This window comes from Pseudomonas sp. R5(2019), assembly GCF_009905435.1.
In the GTDB taxonomy this organism is placed as follows: domain Bacteria; phylum Pseudomonadota; class Gammaproteobacteria; order Pseudomonadales; family Pseudomonadaceae; genus Aquipseudomonas.
Map to the genome: position 1 here is coordinate 14,846 of NZ_JAAAMT010000043.1, position 12,181 is coordinate 27,026.

Annotated in this window: 11 protein-coding genes, 1 tRNA gene and 1 pseudogene; 11 read left to right on the top strand and 2 right to left on the bottom strand. The window is 55.7% G+C overall.

From position 1 onward, the window contains the following. The first annotated feature begins 14 nt into the window (after window positions 1-14). The 8 genes from GUY40_RS22225 (at window position 15) to GUY40_RS22260 (ending at window position 8,028) form a co-directional block, all read left to right on the top strand. A complete protein-coding gene (locus tag GUY40_RS22225) occupies window positions 15-731 on the top strand; it encodes an NAD(P)H-dependent oxidoreductase (RefSeq protein WP_166571066.1) in 717 nt (238 codons plus the stop codon). A 104-nt stretch (window positions 732-835) separates the two neighbouring features. Then, complete coding sequence (locus tag GUY40_RS22230; RefSeq protein ID WP_166571067.1) at window positions 836-1,522, top strand: glutathione S-transferase N-terminal domain-containing protein; 687 nt, start codon at window positions 836-838, stop codon at window positions 1,520-1,522. Window positions 1,523-1,525: 3 nt separating this feature from the next. After that, window positions 1,526-2,152, top strand: coding sequence for a DsbA family protein (locus GUY40_RS22235; RefSeq protein WP_166571068.1), 627 nt, complete (start codon window positions 1,526-1,528; stop codon window positions 2,150-2,152). Next, entirely contained in the window at window positions 2,149-2,973 is an 825-nt protein-coding gene (locus tag GUY40_RS22240) for an enoyl-CoA hydratase/isomerase family protein (RefSeq protein WP_166571069.1), read from the top strand. The genes GUY40_RS22235 and GUY40_RS22240 overlap by 4 nt, the downstream gene beginning before the upstream one ends. A gap of 18 nt (window positions 2,974-2,991) precedes the next feature. Continuing rightward, window positions 2,992-3,759, top strand: a complete 768-nt coding sequence (locus GUY40_RS22245; RefSeq protein WP_166571070.1) for a 3-hydroxyacyl-CoA dehydrogenase — start codon at window positions 2,992-2,994, stop codon at window positions 3,757-3,759. A 211-nt stretch (window positions 3,760-3,970) separates the two neighbouring features. Beyond that, window positions 3,971-5,236 (top strand): OprD family porin, encoded by a 1,266-nt coding sequence (locus tag GUY40_RS22250; protein ID WP_166571071.1) that lies wholly within the window; start codon window positions 3,971-3,973, stop codon window positions 5,234-5,236. Between the two features lie 233 nt (window positions 5,237-5,469). Then, window positions 5,470-7,155 carry an AMP-binding protein gene (locus tag GUY40_RS22255; RefSeq protein ID WP_166571072.1) on the top strand — a complete coding sequence of 562 codons (1,686 nt, stop codon included), beginning with the start codon at window positions 5,470-5,472 and terminating at the stop codon, window positions 7,153-7,155. 102 nt (window positions 7,156-7,257) lie between these two features. Then, entirely contained in the window at window positions 7,258-8,028 is a 771-nt protein-coding gene (locus GUY40_RS22260; protein WP_166571073.1) for an enoyl-CoA hydratase/isomerase family protein, read from the top strand. A gap of 301 nt (window positions 8,029-8,329) precedes the next feature. Here GUY40_RS22260 and GUY40_RS22265 read toward each other — a convergent pair whose 3' ends face one another. Beyond that, window positions 8,330-8,782, bottom strand: a complete 453-nt coding sequence (locus tag GUY40_RS22265) for an Lrp/AsnC family transcriptional regulator (RefSeq protein WP_166571074.1) — start codon at window positions 8,780-8,782, stop codon at window positions 8,330-8,332. A gap of 224 nt (window positions 8,783-9,006) precedes the next feature. Between GUY40_RS22265 and GUY40_RS22270 the strand changes: the two genes are divergently transcribed. The 3 genes and pseudogenes from GUY40_RS22270 to GUY40_RS22280 all read left to right on the top strand — a co-directional run bounded on the left by GUY40_RS22270 (window position 9,007) and on the right by GUY40_RS22280 (window position 10,531). Further along, window positions 9,007-9,624, top strand: coding sequence for a LysE family translocator (locus GUY40_RS22270; RefSeq protein ID WP_166571075.1), 618 nt, complete (start codon window positions 9,007-9,009; stop codon window positions 9,622-9,624). Window positions 9,625-9,649: 25 nt separating this feature from the next. Beyond that, window positions 9,650-10,212, top strand: a pseudogene (locus tag GUY40_RS22275) (3-methyl-2-oxobutanoate hydroxymethyltransferase). Window positions 10,213-10,455: 243 nt separating this feature from the next. Then, window positions 10,456-10,531: transfer RNA gene (locus tag GUY40_RS22280), tRNA-Phe, on the top strand. Window positions 10,532-10,914: 383 nt separating this feature from the next. On the opposite strand, the gene GUY40_RS22285 is transcribed toward GUY40_RS22280, so the two are convergent. After that, the gene (locus GUY40_RS22285) at window positions 10,915-12,018 is read right to left on the bottom strand and encodes an AI-2E family transporter (protein WP_166571076.1); all 1,104 of its coding nucleotides are present in this window, start codon (window positions 12,016-12,018) and stop codon (window positions 10,915-10,917) included. Window positions 12,019-12,181: the final 163 nt, after the last annotated feature.

Genomic DNA, 12,181 nt, shown 5'->3' on the forward strand with positions numbered 1-12,181 from the left:
CAACCGGAGCTTCCATGAACGTATTGATTGTCCATGCGCACAATGAACCTCAGTCATTCAATGCGTCGATGTTGAACCTCGCCGTCGACGTATTGAGCGGGCAGGGGCATGAGGTCGTTGTGTCTGACTTGTATGCGATGAAATTCAACCCTGTCGCCAGCGCTGACGACTTCGGACAGCGCGCCAATAGCGAACATCTTGTCTACGCGCTGGAGCAGCGCAATGGCTACAACACCGGCACGCTGGCCCCCGATATTCTGGCTGAGCTGGACAAGATCAAATGGGCGGACCTGATCATCCTCAACTTCCCGATCTACTGGTTCAGCATGCCGGCGATCATGAAAGGCTGGATCGATCGCGTGTTCATTTCGGGGTTCTGCTACGGCGGTGTTCGTATCTATGACCGCGGTGGTCTCAAAGGCAAGAAAGCGATGCTCGCGTTCTCGCTCGGTGGCCAGGACCACATGTTCGGGCCGGGGGCGGTGCATGGTGACCTTCAGACCTTACTGCAACCCATCCAGCGCGGTGTGCTCGGTTACGTTGGCCTGACGGTTTTGCCGCCATTCGTTGCATTCCACGTGCCGTACATCAGCGAAGAGGCCCGTCATCAATACCTGGAACAGTATCGCCAGCATTTGCTTACGCTGGATGAGCGGCCATCGCTTGAATTCCCTTCGCTCGATGACTACGACGAGTTGCTGCACCCGAAGGTTTTACCTGCTTGTGTCTGAAGGCCGTGTTGTGGCTTTGACGTGACGGGTAGTGGCGCCCTCCCTGGTTTGAGTAAGGGAGGAACTGTCAGCCAAAAACAGGTATCAGTCGTCGGAGGATTCTCGTGATCGAACTCTACAGTTGGCCTGCCCCGAATGGGCAAAAGCTGCATTTGTTGATGGAGGAATTGGCGATTTCCTATCGGGTGGTGCCCATCGACATCACTCGCGGTGCTCAGCACACCACGAGCTACAGGGCGATCAATCCGAATGGCAAGGTTCCGGCCATCGTTGACCATGCGCCCGCCGATGGCGGTGCGCCGGTGACGGTTTTCGAGAGCGGGGCCATCATGATGTACCTGGCCGAAAAGGAAAGGCGCTTCCTGCCGCATGACCCGCGACAACGCCTGGAAGTGATGCAATGGCTGTTCTGGCAGGTCGGCGGGCTGGGGCCGATGATGGGGCAGGCCCAGCACTTTTTTCGCTACGCTTCTGAGCGGGTCCCTTATGCCATTGCCCGCTATCAGACTGAAACAAAGCGCTTGCTCAAACTGCTGGATGATCGGCTTGAAACCAGAGCGCATATCTGCGGCGATTACTCGATCGTCGACATGGCGTGTTTTCCATGGATCCGCGTTCACAAAATGACGGGGGTCGCGCTGGATGAATTCCCGAATGTACAAGCCTGGTATGGCAGGGTGCGAAGCCGCCCAGCCGTGGGGCGGGCGATTGATCTGCTGAGAGACCGCTGGGTCGACGTCAGCACTTCGGACCAGGCCAAGCACAATCTGTTTCGTGCGGTCCAGGAGTGAACCATGAGCCATCACTGTGATCGGGTGGTGACCGCTTTCGTCGATTTGCGCAGCCCTTACTCCTACCTGGCACTGCGACCTGCTCTGGCGCTGGCTCAGCAGAGCGGAGTGACGTTCGACTGGTGGCCTTACATCACCGACTTTCGCTCTGCTTATGGCGGCGAAGTGGACCAGCGCTCCAGTCGGGAGGTCGCGAAATTGAAGTACCTCTATATGGACTGTCGTCGACTGGCTGAGCAGCAGGGCCTCACCATTCAAGCAACCACCAAACTCTGGAATGCGGAGTTTGCCAGTCAAGCCATGTTGTTCGCCAAGTCCAAAGGTCGCCTTTGGGCGTTTTGCGACCCGCTGCTGGCCGCGTTTTGGCGCCGAGAGTTTGATCTGGAATCAATGACAGATATTCAGGCGGCACTGGTTCGTGCGGGACTGCAGGCTTTCGATTGGCAACGATATCGCGAAGAGAAATCACAGCAGGATTTAGCCCAAGCATCGCAGCTTGCCGAACGGCTAGGGGTCTTTGGCGCGCCTACCTTCGTCTATCAAGGCGAGCTTTTTTGGGGCGGTGACAGGCTTGATCTGCTCTGCGCCCGCATCAACAAAAACAATGACGTCAGTAAGGAAGATCCATGAGCATTTCCAAACCTGAGCTGATAGACACTCCCGGCGTCCATCTGGAACGTCAGGGGGCGCTTTGTTTCATCACACTCGACCGCCCGGCGACCCGCAACAGCTTCGATCTTGCCATGGGGCTTGCATTGCGAGACGCCGTGCGCGCGCTGGTGGCCAATCCACCCCGAGTGGTGGTGCTGCGCAGCAGCAGTGAACACTTCATGGTGGGTGGCGATGTCCATCATTTCGATGCATTGCTGAATGTCTCCAAGGCAGCCTGCGCGCAAGAGCTGGAGCAGCTCATCAGTGCGGTGAACGAGGCCGTTATCGGACTCACCTCATTGCCCTGCCCGGTGCTGGGTTTGATCAGTGGATCGGCCGCAGGGTTTGGCATGTCGCTGGCGTTGGCCTGCGACATTCTCATCGCCGCCGAAAATGCCAATTTTATCCTGGCCTACAGCGCCATCGGCGCTACTCCAGACGGTGGCGGGACCTGGCATCTCGCGCGCCATTTGGGCTTGCACCGCGCAATGGCCATTGCCCTGTTGAACTCTAAAGTAGATGCAACTCAGGCCAGGGACATTGGGCTGGTTGCTGAAGTCGTCGAGACCTGTGAATTGCAACTGGCAGGCCAGGTCATGGCTCAAAGGCTGGCAAATGGGGCTGCATCAGCCCAGGCCGGCATCAAGCGGCTATTACGTGAAGGGCTGAACACTGATCTTCGGACGGCCCTTGAGGCCGAAAAAAAATCCTTTATCGAGATGTCTGCGACGGCTGATTTTGCCGAAGGCGTGAGCGCTTTCTGTCAGCGGCGCAAAGCCCGTTTTGGTGTGTCTGTTTAAAACTACTGGAAGGCTCCAATGAACATTCAAGACGCTGTTTTTCTGATCACAGGTGGTGCTTCAGGCCTTGGGGCCGCAACTGCAAGAAGGGTAGTAAAAGCAGGCGGCAAGGTCGTGCTTGCAGACCTTAATACCGCTAATGGAACGGCTCTGGCAGAAGAGCTGGGAGTTGCGGCGCTTTATGTGCATACGGATGTGGCCGATGAGGATTCCACACGGGCTGCAATCGACCATTCGTTGACCCATTTTGGCACTCTGCACGGTTTGATCTGCTGTGCCGGTGTTGCACCAGGAGAGAAGGTCCTGGGCAAGGACGGCGCACATGCGCTGAGCACCTTCACTCGCGGCATCATGATCAACCTCGTGGGCACCTTCAATGCGATTCGTCTCGCCGCAGAGGCGATGAGCAAAAACGCGCCCAACGTTGAAGGTGAGCGGGGCGTGATCATCACCACCGCTTCAGTAGCGGCATTCGACGGTCAGATCGGACAGGCAGCTTACTCGGCGTCCAAAGCCGGCGTGGTAGGCATGACACTGCCGATCGCACGCGAATTGGCGCGTTTCGGTATTCGTGTCATGACGATTGCTCCGGGTATCTTTGAAACACCGATGTTGCTGGGATTGCCGCAGGATGTGCAGGCGTCGCTTGGCAAAACGGTCCCTTTTCCCTCCAGGTTGGGCCGTGGCGATGAGTTCGCCCAACTGGTCGAGTCTATCGTTCAGAACCCGATGCTTAATGGGGAAGTCATTCGTCTGGATGGTGCATTACGGATGGCTTCCAAGTAAGGGAAAACTTCAGTGTTCTTGCCCCATTCGTTGAAAGCCTGATTATTTCGTTGAATTTTTACTCGCGCGTTGTTTGAAAACATGGAGCTTTGAAAAGGGTTTAGTGTGCTCGGGAAAGTTATCTCGGTCGCGCAGGTGTGTGCATAACAGTCGTCAAAACAAAAACAAGAAACAAGAAACAGCAATAACAATAGCAAGAGGAAGACGAACCATGCAGTACGACTTGAAAGCCATCGTCCATGTCATTTGCACGGCCGCCGTGTTGGGCATTGCCGGATCGGCCAGCGCGGCCTTTTTCGAAGACAGCAAAGCCAACCTGGATCTTCGCAACTTCTATATGAACCGCGACTTCCGCCAGCACGGTGCAGCACAGAATAAGGCCGAGGAGTGGGCGCAGGGTTTTGCCCTGCGCTTTGAATCCGGATATACGCAGGGCCCTGTCGGTTTTGGCCTGGATGCCATCGGCTTGCTCGGCATCAAGCTGGACTCCAGCCCGGATCGGATAGGTACCGGTTTGCTCAAAAGCGATCGTGAGGCGCCTAAACGCGCCCAGAACGAGTACGGTGAAGCGGGGTTGACCGCCAAATTGCGTTTGTCCAAAAGCACCCTCAAGCTCGGCACTCTTCAGCCAGTGCTGCCGTCGTTAATGCGCAATGATTCGCGCCTGATGCCGCAAACCTTCCGGGGTGCCTGGCTCAACAGCAACGAGATCGACGGATTGACTCTGGACCTGGGTCGAATCGATCGCGTCAACCAGCGCGACTCTTCCGACAATGAGGAAATGACGGTTTTTAATGGCGGTAAACGAAACATCGTGCTTGGCCAGGCAAAAACCAGCGATGAATTCCTGTTGGGTGGTGGTCGCTATCAGTGGAACCCGCAGCTTGCCACCAGCTACTACTACGGCGGCCTCGACGGCATTTACAAACAACATCTGATCAACCTCGTCCATCAACTGCCTCTGGGGGAAGGGCAAAGCCTCAAGTCAGACCTGCGCTTTGCTCGTTCCAGCGACGATGGCGGCAGTAACGTGGACAACGATGCTATTGGCGCGCTGTTCACCTACAAGCTCGGTGGGCACAGCTTCGGTGCCGGTTACCAGCATCTGAGTGGCGACACGGGCTTCGCTTTTGTCAACGGCGCAGACGATGCGCTGCTCAATCAGGTGCAGATCAACGACTTCGGTAACCAGGATGAACACTCCTGGCAGGTGCGATATGACTACGATTTCGCCGCGCTGGGCATACCCGGGTTGACCCTGATGACCCGTTACGTTTCCGGTGACAACGTCGATCGTGGCCCCGGCCTGAGCGACGGTAAAACCTGGGAGCGCAATACAGACATTGGTTATGTCATTCAAAGCGGGCCGCTGAAAAATATTGGCGTGAAGCTGCGAAATGCGACCACCCGCAGCAACTTCCTCAGCGACATGGACGAAAACCGGTTGATCGTCAGCTACAGCCTGCCACTCTGGTAAGGCCTAACCGTAAAGCGCTCAGAGACGCGAGGCATCAGCTTGGCGAAATTGGCATGGAAAACGTCAATATTGCCAATGTTGTGTCAGTTGCCACTCTCGTACAGTGAAGCCAATGGGAAGCTGCGTTTTCGATGCCGGATGTTCATTGATACCAAGAGCGCCTGAAGAGTCTTGGCTCTTCAAACGCTGAAAGTACCAAGAAGATCAAGTGAATCAAGGTTGAGACAACAATAATGAACACACTAAAAGACAGTTATTCTCGTGGCGCTACCGACACCCCCCTGATTGAAAAAACCTTGGGTGTGTTTTTTGACGAAATCGTTGCCAGATTTCCTGATAATGAGGCGCTGGTTTCCTGCCATCAAAATATTCGGTACAGCTATCCCCAATTGCAACGTGAGGCCAATCAACTGGCAAGCGCGCTGCTGAGCCTTGGCCTTGAGCCGGGCGATCGTGTGGGTATTTGGGCCAATAACTGTTCACAATGGCTGGTTACGCAACTGGCCACCGCTAAAATCGGCCTGATTCTGGTCAATTTCAACCCGGCCTACCGCGCCGCCGAACTTGAATATGCCTTGAACAAGTCGAGTTGCAAGGCATTGATATCGCTCTCGTCTTTCAAGACAACCAATTACCTTCAGCTGATCAGAAGCCTGGCGCCGGAAATTGACAGCGCGACACCCGGTCAACTGGAAGCCGTCAAACTGCCGTTTTTGCGTGCGGTGATTCAACTCGGCGAAGCGATAGTGCCAGGGTTTATTCGTTTCAGCGATCTGGTGGCCGAAGGCGACCCTGATGACGAAAATGTCCGCCGTATCGGAGCGACCCTGCACCCTACCGATCCGATCAATATTCAGTTCACCAGTGGCACGACAGGCTCACCGAAAGGCGCAGCCTTGACCCATCGCGGCATACTCAATAATGGCTTTTTTCTGGGAGAGGCCATAAAGCTGACAGCGACTGATCGACTCTGCATTCCGGTGCCTCTGTTCCACTGTTTCGGGATGGTGGTGGGCAATATGGCTGCTCTGACCCACGGCACCACTATTGTCTATCCTAACGATTCGTTTGATCCCATTTCAGTCCTTCAGGCGGTACAGGACGAGCGCTGCACCGCTCTTCACGGCGTTCCGACGATGTTCATCACCGAACTCGATCACCCACGCTTCCACGAGTTCGACCTGACAAGCCTGCGCACCGGGATCATGGCGGGAACAGCCTGTCCGATCGAAGTCATGAAGCGCGTCGAACGAGACATGCACATGCGCGAGGTGACTATCGCTTATGGCATGACTGAAACCAGTCCGGCCAGTTATCAAAGTACGACCGACACACCGCTTGAAAAGCGAGTATCAACCATCGGCAAAGTGCATCCGCATCTGGAAGCGAAGATTATCAACCCCGAGTCTGGCGCCGTTCTTCCAGTGGGTACGGTGGGTGAGCTGTGCGTGCGTGGATATTCCTTGATGCAGGGGTATTGGGAGGATCCGGAAAAGACGGCGCAGACGATTGATGCCGATGGCTGGATTCACAGCGGCGACCTCGCCACCATGGACGAGGAGGGCTATGTCAGCATCACTGGCCGCATCAAGGACATGGTGATTCGGGGTGGAGAGAACATCTCGCCACGTGAAATCGAAGAGTTCCTCTATCGCCATCCCGCCATTCAGGATGCACAAGTCATCGGCGTTACGGACCGCAAATACGGTGAGGAGCTGTGCGTCTGGATTGTTCCGCGCGCCGGGGCAACACTGAATGAAGATGACATTCGAGCCTTTTGTGACGGTCAGATCGCGCGTTACAAAATCCCTCGCTACATTCGATTTGTCGACGGCTTCCCGATGACACTTTCTGGCAAGGTTCAAAAATTCAAGATGCGCGAAATAATGGAAGAAGAGCACAGTTTGGCGGTCTGTTAAGGCCCAAAGGTCGACTTCATGGCGCTTGAATAGCGCGTCAGGATCTTGAGCGATATTGAAAATTGCGCCGTCCCGACGGCGCAACTGATGAGGAGAGTGAGCATGGCTTGGCAGATTGACGTTATCGACGATTGCGCAGTGGTGCGCATGAACACCAATAAGGTAAACGTACAGAACGATGCCTTTTTCAAGGACCTGCATGATGCTTTCGACCGGCTTGAGAAAGAGTTCAGTGAATTGCCGGTCATCTTGACCGGACAAGGCGACGTCTTTTCAGCAGGCATCGACTTCAAATACAGCTTTGAGGTGTTTGGCAGCCAGAACAAGGAGCGTATTCGTCAGTGGTACGCCGAGTACCGCGCGACCAACCTGCGCATCTTTCAATACCCCCGACCAACGGTAGCGGCGATCAACGGCCATGCGATTGCAGGAGGCCTGATCACCGCCCTGGATTGCGATTTTCGAATTGCTGCGCGGAAAAAAGCCAAGTTCGGTTTGAATGAAGTGCCCATCGGCATTCCAATGCCTGCGGCGTATGTTGAGATCATCAAATACGCCCTGGGCAGTCAAGTCGGTGCACTGACCACGCTCAAGGGGGCGCTCTATTCTCTTGAGCAAGCCGAGAAATTGGGTTTTTTCCATGAAGTGGTAGAGGAGTCCGAATTGCTTTCCACAGCGATCGCCTATGCTCGCTGCATTACTGCGGATTGTAACGTGGCCTATGCAATGTCTAAAAAGGCCCTGCAGGACTCGGTGATTCAGCAGATCGAGCACCGGACTACTTTGCTTGATGAGCAATTACCCAACGGCATGAGCGAAGAAGGCAATCGATGTGCCCAGGATCGTCGCCGCCGAGAAATCATGGGCTCCTGATTCAACAGGGCGTGCTCCCCATAGCGATCAAACTATCGGGAGCAAAAACAAAACGCTGGGCCTTCTCGCTTCCCTCTGGAATGGGTGGCGTATATGCGGGGCGCAGGAAAAAACAAGGTCATGTTTGGCACCCACTATCCCATGTTGACACCCTCGGAATGTTTGGCGGGGCTTGAAGATCTGGATTTGAGGCAGGACACAGAAAGCCTTTTCCTGGCAGAGAGCGCTCGTCGCGCTTTCAAACTGTAAATGAAAAAAACGCCAGTGACGGAGAGTCACTAGCGCCAGGGGCAACTCGTTATCAAAACGGTAGCGATCTATTCTGGATAACGTGTTTCATGACAAGCGTCGAGGTCAATCGCTGGACATTGGGCAACGCCGAGAGCCTCTCATCATAGAGTTTTTGAAAGGTCGGCAAATCTTGCGTAATCACATGGAGCAAATAGTCCGGCTTTCCGAAGAGGCGCTGCGCATCGACTACTTGGGGTATATCCATGAGCGATGTTTCAAACGCGTCAACCGCTTGTCTATCGCCTTCCCTGAGTGTGGCAAATACCACCGCTGAAAAATTCAGGCCCAGTGCGGTTGCATCCAATTGCGCTCGATAGCCCAGTAACACCCCGGATTCCTCCAAGGCACGTACTCGTCGATGGCAGGGTGAAAGGCTCAAGCCGACACGTTCAGCCAGCTCAGTGACGGAGAGACGACCATCCTTTTGGAGCTCAGAAAGAATATTTCGATCAATCCTGTCCATTTAGAAGAATCTCCCATGCTGATCGGTCTGAATAAGAATCTTTAGGAGAAAATTCTAGCAATATTTCATTATTCTTTCTTCGATTATTGGCTGCCGATCTCCTCTGTCCCAGGGCGCGGAGACGGCCTTTGTTCGTGGGATATGTCGATGCAGAAAAACGGTTTGAAAACTTTCAAGAGGCTGGTCCAGCCTCCAATGTGTGAACACAGGGGAGCTATAGCGCCATGACTCTCACCGTGTTCGCTGCATTCTGGGCAGTGTCGTTCCTTTTTGTGATTACGCCTGGAGCAGACTGGGCCTACGCGATTTCCGCAGGTTTAAGGGGGCGGGTCGTCATTCCCGCAGTGGCCGGGCTTTTGTCGGGCCATGTGCTTGCGACGTTGATTGTTGCTGCAGGCGTCGGTGGTCTAGTGGCGAGCAACCCTATTGCCATGTCGGTGCTTACCGTTGTGGGCTCGGGGTATCTGCTTTGGTTGGGTATCAACATGCTGCTTCATCCTTCAACTCCGCATGCTGATGAGTTTCATGAGCCGGTGTCATCGCCGCGCTGGGCGATAAAGGGACTGTGTGTCAGTGGGTTGAATCCAAAAGTATTCCTTCTGTTCCTGGCACTCTTGCCTCAATTCACTGACGCCACGGCAGTGTGGCCCGTCCCCATTCAGATTATTGCGTTGGGGCTGGTGCATGCCTTCAGTTGCGGCGTGATCTATCTGCTGGTCGGGTTTGGCTCACAAAAGGTTCTACGAACACGTCCAACCTCAGCTCGCTTGGTTAGCCTGCTCTCCGGCGCAGCCATGATCATCATCGCAGTGATTTTGCTGATCGAGCAGTTGTTCAGTTAACCCATTTTTCACCGAGACGATATCCATGAGCGACCAGCCCTCTCCCTATAACAACGCGGCCTGCGCGGTGAAGAGAGTCAGAATCCCGCATCTGAAACAAATGAAAAGGGATGGGCAAAAATGGGCGATGCTGACGGCCTATGACATGTATACCGCTGCCCTATTCGAGGAGGCCGGAATCCCCGTTTTGCTGGTGGGCGATTCTGCTTCCAACAATGTGTACGGCAACGAGTCCACACTGTCGGTGACCGAGTCCAGGGGCGAGGGGAGGACGCGCAGCGTCTGATCGACACTGCAAAAGCATTTGAGCGCGCGGGCGCTTTCGCCATTTTGATCGAGATGGTGCCTAATGAGGTAGGAGCGGCGATCACCGAAGCTGTTTCAATTCCTACTGTGGGGATTGGAGCGGGTCATCAATGTGATGCTCAGGTTCTGGTTTGGCAGGACATGGTTGGGCTACGGACCGGCCGCCTGCCGCGATTCGTCAAGCAGTATGCCGATATGCGCTCCGTGCTTCAGTCGGCAGCGAGAGACTTCTCGAAGGATGTGGAGCAGGGGACGTTTCCGGGGCCTGAGCATATCTTTTAGCCTGCCGCTTCTCGAGCTCGAAATAATCCCGGCAGCCGCGTGGGTGGGGTTGTCCTTACAGGCTTGCACTCTCGACCTTCGCATGGGGTGCAAGGGAACGGACGAGTCTAACCACTTCCAGCTCACGGTTTTTGAGGCTGTGCTGTTCCAAATTACGGACCATCGTAAGCATAGGTATTCATTGATTTTTTTTGATTTCGTGCTTGACGCCCCGGCCGTAAAAAAGTTTAATTCCGCCGCGCGGCCCAGATAGCTCAGTCGGTAGAGCAGGGGATTGAAAATCCCCGTGTCGGCGGTTCGATTCCGTCTCTGGGCACCACTAATACCGAACAAAAAGCCTCAGCCATGCGCTGGGGCTTTTTGCTTTCTGGTAGGTAAAAATTCCGAGACCGGGCCATTCTCGGCTCACGCCCGAACCAGGAGCCTTGCCTGCTGCTCCCCTTTCAAAAAGAGGATCAGCGAGCTAGCCGCTGGGTCAGATGCGTGGTTTCGACGAACACTTGCCACCATTGACGGCTGTCGGGTTGTCGCTGCTAGTGGGCCTGGTCGAGCGCAGGACTGTTCCAGTGTTCGATCCAGGCCTCGCCAGGTGCCTGGAAGTCCGGCCCCAGGCGCACGCAGCCGCTGAGGCCCAGTCCCTCCATCAGGAGCACCCCAAGAGGAGTAGCCGGTCCGGGTGAAATGGGGGAGAAATGGGGCCCGTCAGGTCTTCGGCTGGTCGTCGGGCGCGCTGGCCTGCGGCGGGTCCTGCACCCACTGCCAGAACAACTGATAGCCGACCGCAAGCACCACCGGGCCGATGAACAGACCGAGAATGCCGCTGGTGACCATGCCCCCCAAGGCCCCGATCAGTACCACCGACATTGGCACATCGACCCCGCGCCCCAACAGCAATGGCTTGAGCACGTTATCCACCAGACCGGCAACAAAGACATAGATGGCAAAGACGATGCCCACCGTGCTGACACCCTCGGTGGCGAACACGAAGACGATCACCGGAATGGTAATCAGCGTCGCCGGTAACTGCATGATCCCGAGCAGCAACACCGCCAGGGCCAGCAGTCCGGCACCGGGGATGCCCTTGAGCACGAAGCCGACGCCAACCAGCAGCATCTGGATAAAGGCGATACCGACCACCCCCAGCGCTACCGCGCGAATGGTCGCGGTGCACAGCCCGGCCATTTGCGGCCCCTTGGCCGGACCGCTGATGCGCGAAGCGATCTGCACCGCACTGCGGCTGCCACCCTCGCCATGGGCCATGAGGATCCCGGCGATGATCAGGGCGCAGATGAAAATCAGGAAACCCATGCCGACCCCGGCGAGCTTGCTCAACAGGGCCAGGCTGATACCTTTGATCTGCGGTATGTACTTCTCGGTCAGCCCCGGAAGGTCGGTGGCAGCCTGAAGCCAGACGCCATGCAGCCGCTTGCCCACCAGCGGCCAATCGGCGACTGAATCGGCCGGCGGAGCAATCTGGAAACTGTCGCTCTTGACCACGCCAATGACATGCTCGACCGAGTCGACAATTGAGGTGCCCAACAGGTAGATCGGCACCAAGAGAATACCGATGGAGATCAGCACGATCAGCGTCGCGATAAGTCCGTCTTTGTAGCCCAGCATGCCCTTGAGCCGGCCTTGCAGTGGGTAGAGGGCGATCGCCAGGATCAGCGACCAGAGCAACAGATCGCGGAACGGACGGAAGATCTCGAAGCAGAACAGCACCAGAACGACAATCAGCCCGGCACGAATCAGGACATCGAGCAGACCGCGGGAAAACGCCTTCTCGGAGTTGAGCGAGGGGACCATTGAACTGCCTCCTGGCAAATCACTGCAAAGATATGAGATCGGTAGGCCCAGCATAGACGCTCAATGGGTGGTCGTAGGCAACTGCGTTTTGCCCGCACGCGCGCATGCGGCGCTTGGCCTGTCGCAACGCGATGCTTCGACAACGACTAAGCTTTTGCGATTG